19 protein-coding genes are annotated in these 20,055 nt (G+C 72.7%); 10 read left to right on the top strand and 9 right to left on the bottom strand.

Annotated elements, in window-relative coordinates; genetic code table 11:
* Positions 1-78 precede the first annotated feature (78 nt).
* Positions 79-960 carry an SCO4651 family lipoprotein gene (locus tag IE108_RS31870; RefSeq protein ID WP_064728643.1) on the top strand — a complete coding sequence of 294 codons (882 nt, stop codon included), beginning with the start codon at positions 79-81 and terminating at the stop codon, positions 958-960.
* A 77-nt stretch (positions 961-1,037) separates the two neighbouring features.
* Positions 1,038-1,202 carry a hypothetical protein gene (locus IE108_RS31875; protein WP_007451049.1) on the top strand — a complete coding sequence of 55 codons (165 nt, stop codon included), beginning with the start codon at positions 1,038-1,040 and terminating at the stop codon, positions 1,200-1,202.
* On the opposite strand, the gene IE108_RS31880 is transcribed toward IE108_RS31875, so the two are convergent.
* Positions 1,188-1,574 carry a metal-sensitive transcriptional regulator gene (locus IE108_RS31880; RefSeq protein ID WP_064728642.1) on the bottom strand — a complete coding sequence of 129 codons (387 nt, stop codon included), beginning with the start codon at positions 1,572-1,574 and terminating at the stop codon, positions 1,188-1,190. The genes IE108_RS31875 and IE108_RS31880 overlap by 15 nt on opposite strands.
* Positions 1,575-1,810: 236 nt before the next feature.
* Here IE108_RS31880 and IE108_RS31885 point away from each other — a divergent pair, with 236 nt between their 5' ends.
* Together IE108_RS31885 and pitH are read left to right on the top strand one after the other, a co-directional pair.
* Positions 1,811-2,431 (top strand): DUF47 domain-containing protein, encoded by a 621-nt coding sequence (locus tag IE108_RS31885; protein ID WP_003974832.1) that lies wholly within the window; start codon positions 1,811-1,813, stop codon positions 2,429-2,431.
* 7 nt (positions 2,432-2,438) lie between these two features.
* Positions 2,439-3,437 (top strand): low-affinity phosphate transporter PitH, encoded by a 999-nt coding sequence (gene pitH / locus IE108_RS31890; RefSeq protein WP_064728641.1) that lies wholly within the window; start codon positions 2,439-2,441, stop codon positions 3,435-3,437.
* 120 nt (positions 3,438-3,557) lie between these two features.
* Here the strand turns inward: pitH and pstB are convergent, their stop codons facing one another.
* From pstB to IE108_RS31925, 7 genes are all read right to left on the bottom strand, one after another.
* Positions 3,558-4,334, bottom strand: a complete 777-nt coding sequence (pstB, locus tag IE108_RS31895; RefSeq protein WP_064728640.1) for a phosphate ABC transporter ATP-binding protein PstB — start codon at positions 4,332-4,334, stop codon at positions 3,558-3,560.
* Between the two features lie 52 nt (positions 4,335-4,386).
* Positions 4,387-5,445, bottom strand: coding sequence for a phosphate ABC transporter permease PstA (gene pstA / locus IE108_RS31900; RefSeq protein WP_064728639.1), 1,059 nt, complete (start codon positions 5,443-5,445; stop codon positions 4,387-4,389).
* A complete protein-coding gene (pstC, locus tag IE108_RS31905) occupies positions 5,442-6,452 on the bottom strand; it encodes a phosphate ABC transporter permease subunit PstC (RefSeq protein WP_064728638.1) in 1,011 nt (336 codons plus the stop codon). The genes pstA and pstC overlap by 4 nt, the downstream gene beginning before the upstream one ends.
* Positions 6,453-6,577: 125 nt before the next feature.
* On the bottom strand, positions 6,578-7,711 hold the full coding sequence (gene pstS, locus IE108_RS31910) for a phosphate ABC transporter substrate-binding protein PstS (RefSeq protein ID WP_189397812.1): 1,134 nt from the start codon (positions 7,709-7,711) through the stop codon (positions 6,578-6,580).
* Between the two features lie 248 nt (positions 7,712-7,959).
* Entirely contained in the window at positions 7,960-8,397 is a 438-nt protein-coding gene (locus tag IE108_RS31915) for an NUDIX hydrolase (protein ID WP_372462956.1), read from the bottom strand.
* A gap of 32 nt (positions 8,398-8,429) precedes the next feature.
* Positions 8,430-9,722: a CHAD domain-containing protein gene (locus tag IE108_RS31920; protein ID WP_079163564.1), complete on the bottom strand. Its 1,293-nt coding sequence runs from the start codon at positions 9,720-9,722 to the stop codon at positions 8,430-8,432.
* Positions 9,703-11,952: an RNA degradosome polyphosphate kinase gene (locus IE108_RS31925; RefSeq protein WP_064728635.1), complete on the bottom strand. Its 2,250-nt coding sequence runs from the start codon at positions 11,950-11,952 to the stop codon at positions 9,703-9,705. Before IE108_RS31925 ends, IE108_RS31920 begins: the two co-directional genes overlap by 20 nt.
* Positions 11,953-12,634: 682 nt before the next feature.
* Here IE108_RS31925 and IE108_RS31930 point away from each other — a divergent pair.
* From IE108_RS31930 to IE108_RS31950, 5 genes are read left to right on the top strand one after another with little or no spacing between them, the layout of a single operon-like run.
* Complete coding sequence (locus IE108_RS31930; RefSeq protein ID WP_064728634.1) at positions 12,635-13,177, top strand: RNA polymerase sigma factor; 543 nt, start codon at positions 12,635-12,637, stop codon at positions 13,175-13,177.
* A complete protein-coding gene (locus IE108_RS31935) occupies positions 13,174-14,019 on the top strand; it encodes a hypothetical protein (protein ID WP_064728633.1) in 846 nt (281 codons plus the stop codon). The genes IE108_RS31930 and IE108_RS31935 overlap by 4 nt, the downstream gene beginning before the upstream one ends.
* Before the next feature lie 46 nt (positions 14,020-14,065).
* Positions 14,066-14,932, top strand: a complete 867-nt coding sequence (locus tag IE108_RS31940; RefSeq protein ID WP_064728632.1) for an ABC transporter ATP-binding protein — start codon at positions 14,066-14,068, stop codon at positions 14,930-14,932.
* On the top strand, positions 14,929-16,443 hold the full coding sequence (locus IE108_RS31945; RefSeq protein ID WP_064728631.1) for a hypothetical protein: 1,515 nt from the start codon (positions 14,929-14,931) through the stop codon (positions 16,441-16,443). The genes IE108_RS31940 and IE108_RS31945 overlap by 4 nt, the downstream gene beginning before the upstream one ends.
* Entirely contained in the window at positions 16,434-17,078 is a 645-nt protein-coding gene (locus IE108_RS31950; protein ID WP_229852568.1) for an ABC transporter, read from the top strand. The genes IE108_RS31945 and IE108_RS31950 overlap by 10 nt, the downstream gene beginning before the upstream one ends.
* 7 nt (positions 17,079-17,085) lie before the next feature.
* Here the strand turns inward: IE108_RS31950 and mshD are convergent, their stop codons facing one another.
* The gene (mshD, locus tag IE108_RS31955) at positions 17,086-18,012 is read right to left on the bottom strand and encodes a mycothiol synthase (RefSeq protein WP_064728629.1); all 927 of its coding nucleotides are present in this window, start codon (positions 18,010-18,012) and stop codon (positions 17,086-17,088) included.
* A 215-nt stretch (positions 18,013-18,227) separates the two neighbouring features.
* Between mshD and IE108_RS31960 the strand changes: the two genes are divergently transcribed.
* Positions 18,228-20,051 (top strand): bifunctional metallophosphatase/5'-nucleotidase, encoded by a 1,824-nt coding sequence (locus IE108_RS31960; protein ID WP_064728628.1) that lies wholly within the window; start codon positions 18,228-18,230, stop codon positions 20,049-20,051.
* Positions 20,052-20,055: the final 4 nt, after the last annotated feature.

A 20,055-nucleotide genomic window follows, 5' to 3' on the forward strand; every position in this document is an offset into this window, starting at 1 on the left:
TTACCGGGGTCGCCTGCCCCTCGTTAACCGGGACGGCAGGGGGTCCGGAACGGGCGGGACGGCTTGGGGCAGGTGGCGATGGTCGGGCGGGAGAGGGAGCGGCGGAGCAGGGCGCGGGCGGCCGGCGGGCTCGTCGCGGCCGGAAGTGTCGTCTGCGCGTGTCTGGCCGGTGCCGCGTGCTCCGGCCCGGAGTCGGTCGCGCAGGGCGCGGAGGGCGGTGATCCGGTCGCCGTGCTGCACCGGGCCGCCGACCGGCTGGTGGCCGCCGGGAGCGCCAAGACGCGCACCGCGATGGAGATGGCCAGCGGCGGGACGCGGGTGACCATCCGCGGCGAGGGCGTGTACGACTTCGAGGGGCGGCTCGGGCAGCTGAAGGTGCGGCTGCCGCAGGACCCGGCGGGGTCGAGCGAGCACCGGCCGATCACCGAGCTGCTCGCGCCGGGTGCGCTGTTCATGAAGAACCGCGGCGCCGGCGTGCCCGACGACAAGTGGGTGCGGGTCGACACCGCCTCGCTCTCCGACGGCAACCTGGTGACCGGCGGCGCGACGGACCCGCTCGCCGCCGCCGAGGTGCTGCGCGGGACGCGGAAGGCGGCGTTCGTGGAGCGCACCGAGGTCGCGGGGACCGAGGTGACGCACTACCGGGGGACCGCCGATCTCGCGTGGGCGGCCCGCGCCGCCTCGGAGGGCAACAGGAAGGCGCTGGCCGCGGCGGCCGAGGGGTTCGCCACCGCAGAGGTGCCGTTCGACGTCTACCTCGACGACGAGGGGCGCGTCCGCAAGCTCAGGCAGCGCTTCAGCTTCGCCAACGGGCACCAGAAGGGCACCGTGGAGGTCGCCTCGACGACGCTGCTCTTCGACTTCGGCGCCGCCGTGCGCGTACGGCTGCCCGAGGAGCGGGACATCTACGCGGGCCGGATCTCGGCCGAGCCGGGCGAGGCGGTGGACGGCAAGAACTAGCCCTTCCGTGCCATGCGCGGTGCGTAGGCCGCTCCCTACTCTAGGAAGTCGGTGACGGCAGAGACGAGGTGGCGGGTGTGGCTCCGGTCGGCGGCACGGCGGTTCAGGACCACGTGGCCCTCGCCGAGATCGAGCTCTGCGGTGAACTGATCATCGCGGCGTCGGCCGCCCGGGAGCGGCTCAGCCTGGAGAGCATCGACGAGGTGCTGCGGGTGGCCGAGGAGCGCTCACGTGCGCAGTAGCCGCCCGATGGCCTTCGTCGCCTCTTCCACCTTCGCGTCGATCTCGGCGCCGCCCTTGAGGGCCGCGTCGGCGACGCAGTGCCGCAGGTGCTCCTCCAGGAGCTGCAGCGCGAAGGACTGGAGGGCCTTCGTGGAGGCCGAGACCTGGGTGAGTATGTCGATGCAGTAGACGTCCTCGTCGACCATGCGCTGGAGGCCGCGGATCTGGCCCTCGATGCGGCGCAGGCGCTTGAGGTGCTCGTCCTTCTGCTTGTGGTAGCCGTGCACGCCGCGGTCGTGGTCGGTCACGACGTCCGTGCCGTCCGTCTCGGGCTGCACGGCCTGCTCCACGGCGGCGGAGGACGCGCCGGCGCCGGCCTCGGTGGTCGTCATCGGGTCCTCCTGCTGTGGCGGTCCGCGGTGGGTGTCGCGCGGTGGCGATATATACCCCTGATGGGTATATGGTAACGAACTTTCCCGGGTAAGGGGCCCTTGCCGGAGCGGCCGACGTCGCCCCCCTGCTCATCACTCTGCCTGATGGGCGACACTGGGGGACGGCCCGTTAGCCGTGGCCGGATGATGCGCCTAGCATCAGCCTGACCGACACCCATGCACCCCGAGGACCCCACGTGCGCTTTCGTCTGACCCCCAGGGAGACGAGCTTCTACGACATGTTCGCCGCCTCCGCGGACAACATCGTCACGGGCTCGAAACTCCTGATGGAACTGCTCGGGGCGGACGCATCCGCCCGGGCCGAGATCGCAGAGCGTATGCGGGCCGCCGAACACGCGGGTGACGACGCCACGCACGCGATCTTCCACCAGTTGAACTCCTCGTTCATCACGCCCTTCGACCGCGAGGACATCTACAACCTCGCGTCGTCCCTCGACGACATCATGGACTTCATGGAGGAGGCCGTCGACCTGGTCGTCCTCTACAACGTCGAGGAACTGCCCAAGGGCGTCGAGCAGCAGATCGAGGTGCTGGCGCGGGCCGCCGAGCTGACCGCCGAGGCCATGCCGAACCTGCGCACCATGGACAACCTCACCGAGTACTGGATCGAGGTCAACCGCCTGGAGAACCAGGCCGACCAGATCCACCGCAAGCTGCTCGCCCACCTCTTCAACGGCAAGTACGAGGCCATCGAGGTGCTCAAGCTCAAGCAGATCGTGGATGTGCTGGAGGAAGCGGCCGACGCCTTCGAGCACGTGGCGAACACGGTGGAGACCATCGCCGTCAAGGAGTCCTGACCGCTTCATGGACACCTTCGCTCTGGTCGTGACCATCGGGGTCGCGCTCTTCTTCACGTACACCAACGGCTTCCACGACTCGGCGAACGCGATCGCGACGTCCGTGTCGACCCGCGCGCTGACGCCCCGGGCGGCGCTCGCGATGGCCGCCGTCATGAACCTCGCCGGCGCGTTCCTCGGCTCGGGGGTCGCCAAGACCGTCAGCGAGGGGCTGATCGAGACGCCCGAGGGGTCGAAGGGGATGGGCATCCTCTTCGCCGCGCTGATCGGCGCGATCGTCTGGAACCTCATCACCTGGTACTTCGGCCTGCCCTCGTCCTCCTCGCACGCGCTGTTCGGCGGCATGGTCGGGGCGGCGCTGGCGGGCAGTACGACCGTGTACTGGCACGGCGTCGTCGACAAGATCGTCATCCCGATGTTCGTGTCCCCGGTCGTCGGCCTGGTCGCCGGCTACCTGGTGATGACCGCGATCATGTGGATGTTCCGGCGGGCCAACCCGCACAAGGCCAAGCGGGGCTTCCGCATCGCGCAGACGGTGTCGGCGGCCGGCATGGCGCTGGGGCACGGCCTCCAGGACGCCCAGAAGACGATGGGCATCGTGGTGATGGCGCTGGTCATCGCCGACGTCGAGGACTACGGCGACCCCATCCCGGTCTGGGTGAAGATCGCCTGTGCGCTGATGCTGTCCGCGGGGACGTACGCGGGCGGCTGGCGGATCATGCGGACGCTGGGCCGCAAGATCATCGAGCTGGACCCGCCGCAGGGGTTCGCCGCCGAGACGACGGGTGCGTCGATCATGTTCGGTTCGGCGTTCCTGTTCCACGCGCCCATCTCCACCACCCACGTGATCACCTCCGCGATCATGGGTGTGGGGGCGACGAAGCGGGTGAACGCCGTGCGGTGGGGCGTCGCCAAGAACATCATCATGGGGTGGTTCATCACCATGCCGGCGGCCGCCGTGGTGGCGGCGGTGTCGTTCTGGATCGTGGACCTGGTGGTCCTGTAGCGGCCGGGCGCACCGGCCGGTGCGAAGACGGAGGGCCCGCCCCCGGGCTTCGGGGGCGGGCCCTTGTGCTCCTCGCGGTGGCACCGCCATGCAGCACCGCGAGGGGATCGGGAGGGGCCTCTAGCCGAAGCGGCCGGAGATGTAGTCCTCGGTGGCCTGGACCGACGGGTTGGAGAAGATGCGCTCCGTGTCGTCGATCTCGATCAGCTTGCCGGGCTGGCCGACGGCCGCCAGGTTGAAGAACGCCGTGCGGTCGGAGACGCGCGCCGCCTGCTGCATGTTGTGCGTCACGATGACGATCGTGAAGCGCTCCTTCAGCTCGCCGATCAGGTCCTCGATCGCGAGGGTGGAGATCGGGTCGAGGGCGGAGCAGGGCTCGTCCATGAGCAGGACGTTCGGCTCGACCGCGATCGCCCGCGCGATGCACAGGCGCTGCTGCTGGCCGCCGGAGAGTCCGGAGCCCGGCTTGTTCAGGCGGTCCTTGACCTCGTTCCAGAGGTTGGCGCCCCGCAGGGACTTCTCGACGACGTCGTCCAGCTGGGACTTCTTGTACTTGCCGTTGAGGCGCAGGCCCGCCGCCACGTTGTCGTAGACCGACATCGTCGGGAAGGGGTTCGGGCGCTGGAAGACCATGCCGACCTCGCGGCGCACGGCGACCGGGTCGATGCCGGCGCCGTAGAGGTTCTCGTCGTCCAGCATGACCTTGCCGTCCACCCGGCCGCCCGGGGTGACCTCGTGCATGCGGTTGAGCGTGCGCAGGAAGGTGGACTTGCCGCAGCCGGAGGGGCCGATGAAGGCCGTCACGGAGCGGGGCTCGACGGTCATCGAGATGTCCTCGATGGCCAGGAAGGAGCTGTAGTAGGCGTTGAGGCCGCTGACATCTATGCGCTTGGCCATGGGTATCACTGCTTCTCTCGGGTCAGGTCGCTGACTGTTTCCGCCGGTCGCGTCAGCGACCCGTCTTCGGTGCCTTCCAGCGCGCGATGCCGCGGGCCGCCAGGTTGAGGATCATGATGAACGCGATGAGCGTCAGGGCCGCCGCCCAGGCACGGTCGTAGGCCGGGTCGGAGCCCGCGCTGTACTGGAGGTAGATGTACATCGGCAGCGACTCCTGCGGATCCTGGAACGGGTTCGCGTTGATGAAGTCGGTGCCCCAGACCAGCAGCAGCACGGGGGCCGTCTCACCGGTGATGCGGGCGACGGCCAGCATGACGCCGGTGACGATGCCGCCGATCGACGTCGGCAGGACCACCTTGAGGATCGTGCGCCACTTGGGCACGCCCAGGGCGAGCGACGCCTCGCGCAGCTCGTTCGGGACGAGCTTGAGCATCTCCTCGGTGGACCGGACGACCACCGGGATCATCAGGATGCACAGGGCGAAGGAACCGGCGATGCCGGACGGGCCCATGTCGAGGATCAGGACCCACAGGCTGAGGACGAACAGGCCCGCGACGATCGACGGGATGCCCGTCATGACGTCGACGAAGAAGGTGACGGCCTTGGCGAGCCGGCCGCGGCCGTACTCGACGAGGTAGATCGCGGTGAGCACGCCGATCGGCACGGAGAACAGGGTGGCGAGGCCGACCTGCTCCAGGGTGCCGAGGATGGCGTGGTAGATGCCGCCGCCGGGCTCGCTGTCGGCGACCACGCCCATCGAGTGGCTGAGGAAGTAGCCGTCGAGGACCTTCACGCCCTGCTTCACGGTCTCCCAGATCAGGGAGAGCAGCGGGATCAGCGCCATCAGGAAGGCGACCCAGACCATGCTGGTCGCCACCCGGTCCTTGGCCTGGCGCACGCCCTCGACGCGCGCCGAGATGCCGTACGAGCCGGCGACGAAGAGCACCGCGGCGATCAGCGCCCACTGGATGCTGCTGTGCAGGCCGGCCGCGGCGCTGATGCCCAGGCCGAGCAGGACCGATCCGCCGGCGACCGCCCAGGGGAACCACTTGGGCAGGGTCGCGCCGCGCAGGGAGCTGCGGCTCTTGGGGGTAAGGGTTGCGTGGCTCATGCGTTGGCCCCCGAGTACTCCTTGCGGCGGGCGATGATCATGCGGGCCGCGCCGTTGACGGCCAGGGTGATCACGAAGAGGACCAGACCGGAGGCGATCAGCGCGTCCTGGCCCATCACGGTCGCCTCGTTGAACTTGCTGGCGATGTTCTGCGCGAAGGTGCCGCCGCCCGGGTCGAGCAGGCTGGGACTGATGTCGAAGGTCGGCGAGAGGACCATCGCGACGGCCATCGTCTCGCCGAGCGCGCGGCCGAGTCCGAGCATCGAGGCGGAGATGACGCCGGAGCGGCCGAACGGGATCACCGACATCCGGATGACCTCCCAGCGCGTGGCGCCGAGGGCCAGGGCGGCCTCCTCGTGCATGCGCGGGACCTGCCGGAAGACCTCGCGGCTGACGTTGGTGATGATCGGCAGGATCATGATCGCGAGCAGGATGCCCACGGTGAACAGCGAGCGCGGGGCGCCGCCGTTCCACTCCAGGATCCCGGTCCAGCCGAGGTACTGGTCCAGCCAGCCGTAGAGGCCGTTCAGGTGCGGCACGAGGACGAGCGCGCCCCACAGGCCGTAGACGATCGAGGGCACCGCGGCGAGCAGGTCGATCACGTAGGCGATCGGGCCGCCCAGCCGGCGCGGTGCGTAGTGCGTGATGAACAGCGCGATGCCGACCGCGATCGGGACCGCGATGACCATGGCGATGATCGACGACACGATGGTGCCGAAGGCCAGGACCGCGATGCCGAACTCGGCGGGGACGCCGCTCGGGTTCCACTCGAAGGTGGTGAAGAAGTTGGCCTCGTCCTTGCTGATCGCGAGGATCGCGCGGTAGGTGAGGAAGGCCGCGATGGCGGCCATGATGACCAGCACCAGGATGCCGGAACCGCGGGAGAGCCCGAGGAAGATCCGGTCGCCGGGGCGGGTGGCGCCGCGGGCGGCGCGCTGGTCACCGGGGCCGGTGGGCCCGGGTGCGGGGGAGGGTGTCGGCTTCTGGGTGTCCGTGGTTATGTCCATCGGGTTCTCCGGTCTGCGGAGCCGTCGTGGGCGGCGGCTCGGGCGGAGCCCGCGGGGGGCTCCTGGCGGCGGTGCACCGGACGGTGCGGTCCGGCCCCGGGGTGGGGGGCCGGACCGCACTCGGGTCAGCTCAGGCCCGAGATGGTCTCGCGGACCTTGGTGATGATCTCGGTGGGCATCGGGGCGTAGCCGGCGTCCGCCAGCTGGCCCTGGCCGTCCTCCGAGGCGATGTAGTTCAGGAAGGACTTGGTGGCGGGCAGGGTCTCCGCCTTGTTGCCCTTGTCGCAGGCGATCTCGTACGTCACCAGGACGATCGGGTAGGCGCCGGCGGCGTCCGGGGTGTAGTCCAGCTCCAGGGCGAGGTCCTTGCCGGTGCCGACGACCTTGGCCGCGCCGATGGCGGCGGTGGCGTTCTCGACGGTGGCCTTGACCGGCTCGGCGGCGGCGGTCTTGACGTCGACCGTCTTGATGCCTTCCTTCGCGTACGACAGCTCGAAGTACGAGATGGAGCCGGAGGTCTGCTTCACCTGGGAGGCCAGGCCGGAGGAGCCCTGCGCGGACTGGCCGCCCTTGGCCTCCCAGGACTTGCCGCCCTCGTACTTCCAGTCCTCGGGCGCGGCGGCCTTCAGGTACTTGGTGAAGTTGTCCGTGGTGCCGGACTCGTCCGAGCGGTGGAAGGCCTGGATCTTCAGGTCGGGCAGCTTCGCGTCGGGGTTGAGCTTGGCGATCGCCGCGTCGTTCCAGTTGGTGATCTTGCTGTCGAAGATCTTGGCGAGCGTCGCGGCGTCCAGGTTGAGGGTGTCGACGCCGGGGACGTTGAAGCCGACCGCGATCGGGCCGCCGACCATCGGCAGGTTGATGGCCTGGCCGTCCTTGCAGACCTTCTTGGAGGCCTCGACCTCTTCGGGCTTGAGCGCGGAGTCCGAACCGGCGAACGCCGTCTGGCCCTGCGTGAACGCGGTGATGCCCGCGCCCGAGCCGGTCGGGTTGTAGTTGATCTGCACGCCCTTGCAGGCGGCGACGTACTGCTTGACCCAGGCGTCGATCGCGTTCTTCTGGGCCGAGGAGCCGGAGGCCTGGAGCTGGCCCTTGGCGTCCTCGCACTTGATGTTGCTGTTGCTGGCGGCGTTGCTGCTGTCGCCGCTGCCACCGCTGTTGCCGCCGGTGTCGTCGGAGCCGCACGCCGTGAGGGCCAGGGCGCCGGAGACGGCGAGAGCACCGAGAGCGAGGGCCCGCCGGTTCATGCGCTGAAGCTTCACTTGAGGGAGTTCCTTCCAGGAGCCGCCGTCCTGAATCCGGCGGCGTGCGAGGACTTCGACGCAGGGCGCGTGGAGCGTTCTGCGGTAAGGGTGGTGCGTTCTGCGAGCTGGGATACGGACGCGTTTTCGGATGCGGCCCGTACCGGCTAAGGCCGAAATTAGGCAGAACAGGTGAAGCCGCCGATGGGCGTAAATGAACGCGGGGTGAACCCCTGTGGACGGTGCGGTGAGGTCACGGAACGCTTACGTCAAGGACACGGAGCGGTTCCGGGCGGGCGGGTGGCCAGCAGGGCGTCGACGAGGTCGCGGTCGCGGGGCTGGGTGAGGCGGGCCCGGGCGGCCGCCGGCTCCAGCCACAGGATGCGGTCGACCTCGTCGGACGGGGCGAAGGCGCCGGTGAGGGCGGCCGCCGCCCAGTAGCGGACCTCCTTGGGCCGGCCGTTCGCCGGGTAGCGCAGGGTGGGCAGCTCGACGCCGGGCCGGGCGGCGTAGCCGGTCTCCTCCGCCACCTCGCGCAGCGCCGCCGTGAGGTGGTCCTCGCCGCGCTTGAGCTTGCCCTTGGGGTGCGACCAGTCGTCGTACTTCGGGCGGTGGACGAGGCACAGCTCCAGCACCCGGGGGCGCCCGGGGGCGGTGCGCCACAGGACGCAGCCGGCCGCCTGGACGGTGTCGCCGGGGGTCACCACGGTGCGCTCACGCCTCCTGTCCCGGGGGAGTCCTACGGCAGCCGGACCGGTTCCTTGCGCCAGCTGTGCTGGAACGCGTACCTCGCCGCCTCCACCTCATGCCGCTGATCCGCGTGGAGCACGCCCAGCGCGTACGCCGTCGCCGGCGCGATGCGCGGCGTACGGGCCGCCTGGGCCGCGGCCGCGGCGGCCTCCGAGGCGTCGCGGTGCCGGTCCAGGGCCTCGCCCGCCGCGATCAGGCGTACGTCCGCGCAGCCGTCGGCGCCCTCGGTCCCGCCGGAGTCCGCGGCGGCCCCCGGGTACGCGCCGGTCAGCACCTCGACGGCGTACCGGTGCAGGCGCAGGAGCAGGCGGACCTGGTGCCAGGGGGCGTCCTGCGGGTGGGGCGACGGGTCCGGGGAGAGGCCGTGGACCAGGGCCTGGGCGTTGTACGGGCTGCCCGCGGTGACCAGTGGCAGGGCGGCCACGGCGTCGGCCAGGCGGTCCTTCGCGGCGGTGGCCAGCGGACGGAGGTCGGCGGCGGTGGCGGCCGCCGGGGCGGTGAGGGGGCCGGTGGCCCGCAGGGGGACCTCGCTGGCCAGTAAGGCGACCTTGTCGGCGACCGCGTGGAAGCGGCTGCTGCCCAGCGCCTGGAGCGCGGTGGAGTGGGCCCGGGTGCGGGCCAGGGTCAGCTGCCGGTCCAGCAGCGCGCCCGCCTTGGCCGCGCCGACGGTGAGGTTGCCGCGGTCCGGCTGGGTGGTGGGCGGTGCGGGGGTGCCGGGGGTGCCGGAGGTTCCGGGGGGCGTGGCGAACGGCACCGGTGTCGCGGCCGTACGGCCGGTCACCGGGCGCGGGGCAGGGAGCGACGGTGAGCCGGAGAGCCGGTGCAGGGCCTGGAGCAGGCGTTCCAGGCGGGACGCGTACTCGTGCTCCATCGCCAGCGTGCCCGACAGCCAGGCCAGCTCCGGGCGCATCGTCTCGGCCCAGTCGGCGTCCAGCAGGGGCTGGAAGGTGTGCAGGGTGCCGCTGAGGCGGCGGGCCGCGCGGCGCAGGGCGCGGGCCGTGTCCACGTGGCCGGTGGACGGGGCGGGGGGCGTCGCCGACCTGGCCGCGGGGGACGCCCCGTTCGGTGACGCGCCCGACTCGCGGTGCCTGCGCAGGGCCCGGAGGAACTCCGTCGCCTGGGCCCGGAGGTAGGACGCCAGGGCGTCGGTGTCCGGGTGGGAGTGCGGGGGCGGGGGCGGTGCGTCCGGGGTCGGGTGCGGGTGCGGGTCCCCGGGGGTGTGCGGGCCGGGGGACGCCCCCGCGGGGGCCCGGTCCGTCGGGTCAAGGTGTCGCTGTGCCACGCCGGCGCCTCCGGGCGTCTATGAGCATCTCCTGGACGTTGCGCAGGGGCTGGCCGTCCGCGTCGGTCGCGTGCCGGGTCCACTCGCCGTCCGGGCCGAGGTGCCAGGAGGCGGTGCCGTCGGACATACCGGTCTCGAGGAGCCGGTTCAGGGCCGCCCGGTGGGCCGGGTCGGTGACCCGGACCAGGGCCTCTATCCGGCGGTCGAGGTTGCGGTGCATCATGTCGGCGCTGCCGAACCAGACCTCCGGTTCGCCGCCGTTGCCGAAGGCGAAGACCCGGGAGTGTTCGAGGAAGCGGCCCAGGACCGAGCGGACCCTGATGTTCTCCGACAGGCCCTCCACGCCCGGGCGCACCGCGCAGATGCCGCGCACCCACACGTCGACGGGGACGCCGGCCTGGGACGCCCGGTAGCAGGCGTCGACCACGGCCTCGTCGACCATCGAGTTGACCTTGATGCGTATGTACGCGGGGCGGCCGGCGTGGTGGTGCTGGATCTCCTTGTGTATCCGGGAGACCAGGCCGTCGCGCAGGGACTTGGGCGCGACCAGGAGGCGGCGGTAGGTCTCGCGGCGCGAGTAGCCGGAGAGGCGGTTGAACAGGTCGGAGAGGTCCGCGCCGACCTGCGGGTCCGCGGTGAGCAGGCCGAGGTCCTCGTACAGGCGGGCCGTCTTCGGGTGGTAGTTGCCGGTGCCCACGTGGCTGTAGCGGCGCAGGGTCTCGCCCTCCTGGCGGACCACCAGGGACAGCTTGCAGTGGGTCTTCAGGCCGACCAGGCCGTAGACCACGTGGCAGCCGGCCTCCTCCAGCTTGCGGGCCCACTTGATGTTCGCGTGCTCGTCGAAGCGGGCCTTGATCTCCACCAGGACGAGGACCTGCTTGCCCGACTCGGCCGCGTCGATCAGCGCGTCCACTATCGGGGAGTCGCCCGAGGTGCGGTACAGCGTCTGCTTGATCGCGAGGACGTCCGGGTCGGCCGCGGCCTGCTCCAGGAAGGCCTGCACGGAGGTCGAGAAGGAGTCGTACGGGTGGTGCAGGAGGACGTCCCTGCTGCGCAGCGCGGCGAAGATGTCGGGCGCGGAGGCGGACTCCACCTCGGCCAGGTCGCGGTGGGTGCCGGCGACGAACTTCGGGTACTTCAGCTCGGGGCGGTCCAGGCTGTGGATGCGGAAGAGGCCGGTGAGGTCCAGGGGGCCGGGGAGGGGGTAGACCTCCGCCTCGCCGATCTTCAGCTCGCGGACGAGGAGGTCCAGGACCTCGCGGTCCACGCTCTCCTCGACCTCCAGGCGGACGGGCGGGCCGAAGCGGCGCCGCATCAGCTCCTTCTCGAGGGCCTGGAGGAGGTTCTCGGCGTCGTCCTCCTCGACCTCCAGGTCCTCGTTGCGGGTGAGGCGGAAGGCGTGGTGCTCCAGGACCTCCATGCCGGGGAACAGCTCTTCCAGGTGGGCGGCGATGACGTCCTCGATGGGGACGTAGCGGCCCGGGGAGGCCTCCAGGAAGCGGGAGAGCAGCGGCGGGACCTTGACGCGGGCGAAGTGGCGGTGGCCCGTGACGGGGTTGCGGACGACGACCGCGAGGTTGAGGGACAGGCCCGAGATGTACGGGAAGGGGTGGGCCGGGTCGACCGCGAGGGGGGTGAGGACCGGGAAGATCTGGTGCCGGAAGAGCGTGAAGAGGCGGGCCTGCTCCTTCTCGGCCAGCTCGCTCCAGCGGACGAGGTGGATGCCCTCCTCGGCGAGCGCGGGGGCGACGTCCTCGTGGAAGCAGGCGGCGTGGCGGGCCATGAGCTCGCGCGAGCGGGCCCAGATCATGTCCAGCACCTCGCGGGGCTGGAGGCCGGAGGCGGAGCGGGTGGCTACGCCGGTCGCGATGCGGCGCTTGAGGCCGGCGACGCGGACCATGAAGAACTCGTCCAGGTTGCTGGCGAAGATCGCGAGGAAGTTGGCCCGCTCCAGGAGGGGGGTGTTCGGGTCCTCGGCGAGTTCGAGGACGCGTTCGTTGAAGGCGAGCCAGCTGCGTTCGCGGTCGAGGAAGCGGCCCTGCGGGAGCTGGGCGCCGCCGGCCTGGGACTCCTCCGACTCCTCGTACGCGTCGAGGTCGGCGTCGATGTCGGGTTCCAGGTCGGAGACCGTGGCGGCCACGGTGTGGGAGCGGTGCGCGGCGATGGAGCCCACGGAGGGCTGGGTGTGCTGGACCTGCTGGACCTCTGCCTGGCTCTTCGGCTGCCTCATGAACCCATTCTTCCGCGCCGGGCGCCGGACAGGCGCGTCGGAGGGCACGGAATGCTCTGGCTCGGTGGGCTGCATTGGGTGAGGGTCGCAAGGGAGTCTGAATCGATGGTTACGGGGACATGACGTGTGGGGAAGCGGCTTGCCTCCGGCGGTTGTGGGTGCGATGCCTGCGGGGTGCCTCCGGCGGTTGGGGGTGCGATGCCTGCGGCGGCCTGTGGCTGGTTCGGTGGGGGTGCGTGTAGCGCGGTGCGGTGCGTTTGGGGTCGGGGGTGCGCCGGGGGGTGTCCGTCTTCGGAACGGCGCGGAATCGGTGTCTCAAGATCCCAGGGGCGTTGACGCGCCAACCGCTGCGGGCGGACACCCCCCGGCACACCCCCTTCTCGCCGTCCGCGGCTCTCCCACCCAGCTGCGGGCAGTCGTGCCGCTGGGGCGGCACGGGTGGGCGCAGCGGCACCCCGTTACGCCGGGTTGCGTCACCCACCCCCGGCCCGCACCCACGCCGGGTGACCAGGGAACGCCGGCCCGCGTCACCCGCCACCCACGCCGGGTGACCAGGGAACGCCGGCCCGCGTCACCCGCCACCCACGCCGGGTGACGCCGCACCCCGGGGCGCCGCACCCCGTGGAGCGGCCCGCAGGGTGGGGGCGTGAACCGATCCGGGGGGCTCGTGCGATGAGGGGACGTGAGTGAGACGAGAAGCGACGGGGAGCTGCTGCGGGCCGTCGCGGGGGACGGTGACCGGCGGGCGTTCGAGGAGCTGTACCGCCGGTACGCGCCCTGGCTGACCGCCCGCATGCGCAGCCGCTGCGCGGATCCCGGCGTCGTCGACGACGTGGTGCAGGAGACGTTCCTCGCGGTGTGGCGCGGCAGCGCGCGGTACCGGCACGACGGGGACGTGGCCGGGTGGCTGTGGCGCATCGGGTCGCGGCGGCTCGTGGACGTGCTGCGCGGCGACGGGGCGCGGGGCCGGCTGCGGCAGGCGCTCGCGCGGCTGCGGCACCGGGACGAGGTCTCGGCGGAGGAGCGCGTCCTCGCCGGGGTCGAGCACGGCGACCTCGCCGGCGCGCTCGTACGGCTCTCGCCCGAGCTGCGCGCGGTGCTCCAGGCGACCGTCGTCGACGGGCTGACCACCCGCGAGGCGGCGGTCCTGCTCGGCATTCCGCCGGGCACGGTCAAGACGCGGGCCATGCGGGCCCGCCGGCAGTTGCGGGAGGCGCTGGCATGAGTGACGTGGACGGATGGCATGTCGCGGAGGGCGATCTGCGGGACTACGCCCGCGGGGAGCTGGCGGTGCCCCTGCTGTGGTCCGCCGACGCCCATCTGACCGGGTGCGCCCACTGCCGGGGCGTGCTGGCCGAACTGAGTGATCCCGCCGCGCTGGACGCGGGGTGGGAGCGGCTCGACGCCGAGCTGGACGCGCCCCGGCCGGGGTGGTTCGAGGGGCTGCTCGTGCGGTGCGGGGTCGGTGACGGCACCGCGCGGCTGCTTGCGGCCACGCCCGTGCTGCGCCGGTCCTGGTTCGGTGCCGTCGCCGCCGTGCTGGTGACGACCTTCCTCGTCGCCTTCTCGGCCGGTGCCGTCGAGCGGCCCGCCCTGTTCCTGGCGCTGGCCCCGCTGCTGCCGCTGGCCGGCGTGGCCGTCGCCTACGGGCCCGTCATGGACCCCACGTACGAGATGGCCGTCGTCGCGCCGGTGCACGGCTTCCGGCTGCTGATGATCCGTACCGTCGCCGTGCTGGTCGTGGCGCTCGGGGTGAACGGGCTCGCCTCCCTGGCCATGCCCGGGTACGGGCTGACCGCGCTGGCCTGGCTGCTGCCGGGGCTCGCGCTCACCACGGCCGGGCTGGCGCTGACGCCCCGGCTCGGGCCGGTGGGCGGGCCGGTGGCGGTGGGCGCGGTGTGGGTGGCGTTGCTGGTCCTCGCCAGTGCGGAGCGGGGGGCCGGCGCTCCGCTCGCGCCCTTCACCGCGGCCGGGCAGGGCGTGTCCGCGGGGCTCGTGCTGGTCGGTGCCGGGTTCCTGTTCGTCTTCCGGGACCGGTTCGACGTGCTCGGGCGGGGGGCCGTGTGAGTTCGGCGGACGGATTTTCGATCTTCTTCTTGTACAGGAGTGACGTATGACCCCCACTGTGTCCGCGTCCGGGCTCAGCCTCCACTACGGGCGCACCCGCGCCCTCGACGACGTGTCGCTGCGGCTCACCCCGGGCGTCACCGGGCTGCTTGGGCCCAACGGGGCCGGGAAGACCACCCTGTTGCGCGTGCTCGCCACCGCCGTGCCCGCCGACCGCGGCGCCTTCACCGTGCTCGGGCACGACCCGGCGACCTCGCGCGGACGGCAGGAGGTGCGGCGCCGGCTCGGCTATCTGCCGCAGACCCCCGGTTTCCACCCGGACTTCACCGCCTTCGAGTTCGTCGACTACGTCGCGATCCTCAAGGAGCTGGCCGGGCGCGGGGAACGGCATCGGGAGGTGCGGCGGGTGCTGGACGAGGTCGGGCTCCGGGACGTGCGGGGGCGGCGGATCAGGAAGCTGTCCGGCGGCATGCGGCAGCGGGTCGCGCTCGCCGCCGCCCTGGTGGGTGATCCGGGGTTCCTGGTGCTGGACGAACCCACCGTCGGCCTCGACCCCGAGCAGCGGATGCGGTTCCGGGAGCTGATCGCCGGGGCCGGCGAGGGGCGGACCGTGCTGCTGTCCACCCACCAGACCGAGGACGTGGCGATGCTCTGCCACCGGGTCGTCGTCATGGCCCGGGGCGCGGTGCGGTTCGACGGGACGCCCGCCGAGCTGACCGCCCGTGCGGGAGGGCGGGTGTGGAGCAGTGCCGGCCGGGATCCGGGTGCGAAGGCCGGGTGGCGGACCGGAGGGGGATCCTTCCGGAACGTGGGGGACCCGCCCGCCGGGGCCGAACTGGCCGAACCCACCCTGGAGGACGGCTACCTGCTCGTCCTCGACGGCGACGGCGACACGGCGGAGGTGGCCGCGTGAGCGCCGTGGCCGTCGACGCGCCGGTCGGTGCGGGGACCGGGGCGCGGGGCTCCTCGAACGGGGCGCTGCTCGCGCTCGCGCGGTTCGAGGCGCGCCGGCTGCTGACCAGGGTCCCCGTGGTCGTGGCCTTCGTGGCGTACGCCGCCTGGATCGTCTGGCACACGCCGGGATCCTGGGACGGCCACCCCGCCCTCCAGGAAGCCGACCGGGACACCCAGGCCATGCCGATGCTCGTCGGCCTCGCCGTCCTGGTGTCCGCCAACTTCGCGGCGCTGCGCCCCGTACGGCACGGCACCGAGCAGCACCTCGGGGTGCTGGCGATGCCGGCCTGGCGCCGTACGGCCGCGCACGCGCTGTCCGTCGTGCCGGCCGCCCTGCTCACCGCGGTGTGCGTGGGCGGGCAGTTCACCTGGGAGGCGCTCAAGCCGGGGGCCGTCGGGCACGGTTCGCCGGCCGAGCTGGCCGCGGGCCCGCTGGTGGTGCTGGCGGCCGGGACGATCGGCGTGCTGGTGGCCTCGCTGGTGCGCTCACCGGTCGCCGCCCCGCTGCTGGTGGTGCCGTTGCTGTACCTGCTCGTCCTGGGTTCGGGCTCGGGCGGCGCGGACGGCGTGTCCTGGCTGGCGCCGGTCGTCGTGCAGAGCGGCGGCGACGCCCTGCCCTCCGGCCTGCTGGGGCGGCCCGCCGCCTGGCACGCCCTCTACCTGGCCGGTATCGCCCTGTGCGCGGCCTTCCTCGCGCTGCTGCGCGCCGGCGGACGGAACGTCGCCGTCCGTACGGGCGTCGCCCTGACCCTGGCCCTGGCGGTGGCCGGCGGCGTCCTCCAGGCCCGGGGCGCGCAGCCGTCGCCGGAGCTGACCGCGGCCCGCGAGCGTGCCGTCTCGGACCCCGCGCTGCGGTGCACCGAGCGCGGCAGGTCCACGTACTGCGCCTTCCCCGAGTGGGCGCCCCGCGTCGGTGTCTGGGCCGGGGTGGTCGACCGGGTCCAGGCGCTGGCCGGGGGAACCGCGCGCGAACGGCGGCTCGTCGTGGGCCAGCGGATCGGGGCGGCCGATCTGGTCAGCGACGCCGCGGTCCCGCCGCGGAGCGAGCCGGGCCGGGTGACGGTGGGCACCGCCTGGGGCGGCAACCGGGTGCCCGAGTTCTCCAGCGCCGTCGCCGCCGTCCTCGTCACGGGCAGCGAGAAGGCGGGCGGTGAGCTGTGCGACGGGCGGATGGTCACCCTCATGTGGCTCTCCCTGAGCTGGCAGGACGACCCGATGGACGCCCTGCGCCGGGTCCGGCTGGACGACAGTGTGAGCGGGTCCGCGATCGTGCTGTCGCCGACCGAGCCGCTGTCCATGACGGAGGGCCAGACGGACGTCGTACGGCGGCTGCTGGAGAAGCCGGCCGGCGGGACCGGGGAGCGGGTGAAGGCGCACTGGGACGAGCTGACCGAGCCCGGCGTCACCACCGCCCGCGCCGCCGAACTGCTCGGCGTGGCCGGGCCGCGGGAGGCGGACTCGTGCGAGTAGCGGCGGTGGACCTGGCCGGCGCGGTGTGGCGCACGCTGCCCCGGCGGGTACTGGCGGCGGCGGGCGCGCTCGGCCTGCTGATCGCCGCCGTGCCGGCCGCCACCGGGGCGGAGCCGACGCCCTGGCAGACGCTGACGCTGCTGCGCGGCGTCGCTCTCACCGGCGCCCTCGGGCTGGCCTTCCTCCTGGACGATCCCGCCCGGCACCTCACCGCCCCCGTGCCCGTCCGGCGTCCCGTCCGGCAGGCGCTGCGGGTGGCCCTGGTCGCGCCGCTCGCCGCGCTGTGGTGGACGGCCGCGCTGCTGCTCGTCCCCTCGGCCTCGCGGCCCCCGGCCGGCGCCATCACCCTGGAGGCGGCGGTGGTCGCCCTGCTGGCGCTCGCCGGTGCCGCCGCCGCGGTACGGCTGACGGAGGGGGCGCGGCCCGGGCCGGCCGTCGCGGCGGCGCTGCTCCTCGCGGCCGTCCTCGCGCCGCTGTCGCTGCCGGAGGACTGGGCGCTGTTCGTCGCGCCCGGCGATCCCCGGTGGGCGGCCGCGCACGACCGGTGGGCGGTGCTGCTCGCCGGGGCGGTCGTGGCGGGGGCGTGGTGCGGGCCGGAGCCGCTCGGGCGCCGCCGGTGGCGCGGGGCCGGATGAGGGCGGGTCAGGACTCCGTGCGGTACATCAGGTCCGTCTCGTGGGTGACGAAGCCCAGGCGCTCGTAGACCGACACGGCGGCCTTGTTGTCGCCGTCGACGTACAGCATCGCCGTGGGCAGTCCCCGCTCCGCCAGGTGCCGCAGGCCGATGGTGGTCAGGGCCTTGCCCAGGCCGCCGCCCTGCACGTCGGGCCGGATGCCGAGGACGTACACCTCGCCCAGGCGCTCCTCGGCGTGCACCTTGGTCCAGTGGAAGCCGATCAGCTCGCCCGCCCGCTCGGCGAGGAAGAAGCCGGCCGGGTCGAACCACTCCTCGGCCTCGCGGTCGTCGAGGTCCCGCTGGGTGAGGGAGCCCTGCTCGGGGTGGTGGGCGAAGGCGGCCGCGTTCACCGCGAGCCAGGCCGCGTCGTCCCGGCCGGGCACGAAGGTGCGGACGGTGACGCCGTCGGGCAGCCGCGGGTCCGGCAGGTCGAGGCCGGCCAACGGGCGGCGCATCTGGCGCAGTTCCCGGAACAGGGTGAGGCCGAGCACCTGCGCGAGGTGCCGGGCGGCGGAGTGGCCGCCGTGCGCCCAGACCCGCAGCCGCTTGCCGGAGGCGGCGAGCAGCGCGGAGCCCAGGGCCCGCCCGTGTCCCCGGCCCCGGTGCGCGGGGTGGACGACCAGCTCGGCGGCCGGCGGCTCGATGGGGTCGGAGCCCTCCAGCTGCGCGTAGCCGACCAGTTCGCCGTCGACGGTGAGCAGCAGGTGCGCGACGCCCTCCCGGGCGGGACCGCGCAGGTGCAGCCGCCCCTGCTCGGACACGGCGTGCTGCCCGTCGTTCCGGGCCGCCTCCCCGAGCAGTGCGAGGACCGCCTCGGTCTGCTCCGGGGTCAGTTCGGCGAGGGTGTCGATCGAGCGGGGGCGGCCGGGCCGCGCGGAGTCGTCGCTGGTCATGCGTACGAGGGTAAAGGGCGGGTGGGGCAAAGCGGCGGCAGTCGCGGGAGCGGGCGGCGCGGACGCGCGGGCAGGGGTACGGGCCACGCCCTTCGGCAAGGTAAACCAGGATGTAACCCGGAACCCCCTGTCGCGCTACGCGCGTTGACCCTAGGCTGCCGCTCCGACGAGCCGTCCCTCAGCGGCTCGCGCCACGCACACCCACAGGGGGGCGCATGCCAGTCACAGCACAGCCGCACCAGTCGCGCCGCAGACGCCGCACGGGCGTTCTTCTCGCCGCCACGGTCGTCACCGCCGGGGCGCTCGCCGCGGCGGCCCTGCCGGCGTCGGCGAACGCGGACGCGAACCGGCACGGCCACGGGCACGGTCACGGTCACGGGCAGAGCCGCTACCAGGACGTCCAGCTGCTCTCCTTCAACGACCTGCACGGCAACCTGGAGCCGCCCGCCGGTTCCTCCGGCCGGGTCACCGAGGTGCAGCCGGACGGCACGACGAAGACGATCGACGCGGGCGGTGTGGAGTACCTGGCCACCCACCTGCGCGAGGCCCGCAAGGGCAACCGCTACTCCGTCACCGCGGCCGGCGGCGACATGGTCGGCGCGTCCCCGCTGCTGTCCGGCCTCTTCCACGACGAGCCGGCCATCGAGGCGCTGAACCAGCTCGACCTGGACGTGACCTCCGTCGGCAACCACGAGTTCGACGAGGGCGCGAAGGAGCTGGCCCGCCTCCAGAAGGGCGGCTGCCACCCCACCGAGGGCTGCTACACGGACAAGCGGTTCAAGGGCGCCGACTTCCCGTACCTGGCCGCGAACGTCCTGGACGAGAAGACGCGCAAGCCCATCCTCAAGCCGTACTGGGTGTGGAAGAAGAACGGCGTCAAGGTCGGCTTCATCGGCGTGACCCTGGAGGGCACCCCGAACATCGTCTCCGCCGAGGGCGTGAAGGGCCTCTCCTTCAAGGACGAGGTCGAGACGATCAACAAGTACGCCAAGGAGCTGCAGCGCCAGGGCGTGAAGTCGATCGTCGCCCTCATCCACGAGGGCGGCTTCCCGGCGTCGACGTCCTACAACTACGACTGCGACGCCCCGGGCGCCGGCGACGGCGTCTCCGGCCCGATCGTCGACATCGCGAAGAACATCACGCCCCAGGTCGACGCGCTGGTCACCGGCCACACGCACAACGCCTACGTCTGCACCATCCCCGACCCGGCGGGCAAGCCCCGCATGGTGACCTCGGCCGCGTCCTTCGGCCGCCTCTACACGGACACCACGCTGACCTACGACCGGCGCACCGGTGACATCGCGCGTACGTCGGTGAAGTCGGCGAACCACGTGGTGACGCGGGACGTCCCGAAGGCGCCCGACATGACCCGGCTGATCGACAAGTGGGGCACGCTGGCCGCCCCGATCGGCAACCGCGCGGTCGGCCACATCTCCGCCGACATCTCCCGCGACGGCACCGAGTCCCCGCTGGGCGACCTGATCGCCGACGCGCAGCTCGCGTACGGGAGGACCCAGGACCCGGAGACGGACCTCGCGCTGATGAACCCCGGCGGCATCCGGGCCCCGCTGACCTACGCGGCCTCGGGCGCCGAGGGCGACGGCGTGGTCACCTACGCCGAGGGCTTCACCGTCCAGCCCTTCGCCAACACGGTGAACCTCAAGGACTACACGGGCGCCCAGCTGGTCCAGGTCCTCAAGGAGCAGGTCAGCGGCCCGAACGAGGCGGCCCCGAAGATCCTCCAGGTCTCGTCCGGCCTCACCTACACCCTGGACCTGACGAAGACCGGCGCGGACCGGGTGGTGGCGGACTCCGTCCGGCTGAACGGCGCCCCGCTCGACCCGTCGGCCACCTACCGCGTCGCCTCCAACAGCTTCCTCGCGGGCGGCGGCGACGGCTTCCCCACGCTGAACCAGGGCGCGAACGAACTGGTCGGCGCGGACGACCTGGCCGCACTGGAGCAGTACCTGACGGCCAACTCCTCGGCCACCGACCCGATCGAGCCGCCGGCGGCGGACCGCATCACGGTCGTGCGGTAGCGGG

The organism is Streptomyces parvulus (assembly GCF_014648855.1).
Taxonomy (GTDB): Bacteria; Actinomycetota; Actinomycetes; order Streptomycetales; family Streptomycetaceae; genus Streptomyces; species Streptomyces parvulus.

Bases quoted from the DNA above. Each gene is read 5' to 3' on its own strand.
- pstB (WP_064728640.1), bottom strand. From the start codon at position 4,334: ATGGCCAAGCGCATAGATGTCAGCGGCCTCAACGCCTACTACAGCTCC.
- pstC (WP_064728638.1), bottom strand. From the start codon at position 6,452: ATGGACATAACCACGGACACCCAGAAGCCGACACCCTCCCCCGCACCC.
- IE108_RS31870 (WP_064728643.1), top strand. From the start codon at position 79: ATGGTCGGGCGGGAGAGGGAGCGGCGGAGCAGGGCGCGGGCGGCCGGC.
- mshD (WP_064728629.1), bottom strand. From the start codon at position 18,012: ATGACCAGCGACGACTCCGCGCGGCCCGGCCGCCCCCGCTCGATCGAC.
- pstA (WP_064728639.1), bottom strand. From the start codon at position 5,445: ATGAGCCACGCAACCCTTACCCCCAAGAGCCGCAGCTCCCTGCGCGGC.
- IE108_RS31925 (WP_064728635.1), bottom strand. From the start codon at position 11,952: ATGAGGCAGCCGAAGAGCCAGGCAGAGGTCCAGCAGGTCCAGCACACC.
- IE108_RS31940 (WP_064728632.1), top strand. From the start codon at position 14,066: ATGACCCCCACTGTGTCCGCGTCCGGGCTCAGCCTCCACTACGGGCGC.
- IE108_RS31935 (WP_064728633.1), top strand. From the start codon at position 13,174: ATGAGTGACGTGGACGGATGGCATGTCGCGGAGGGCGATCTGCGGGAC.
- IE108_RS31880 (WP_064728642.1), bottom strand. From the start codon at position 1,574: ATGACGACCACCGAGGCCGGCGCCGGCGCGTCCTCCGCCGCCGTGGAG.
- IE108_RS31960 (WP_064728628.1), top strand. From the start codon at position 18,228: ATGCCAGTCACAGCACAGCCGCACCAGTCGCGCCGCAGACGCCGCACG.
- pitH (WP_064728641.1), top strand. From the start codon at position 2,439: ATGGACACCTTCGCTCTGGTCGTGACCATCGGGGTCGCGCTCTTCTTC.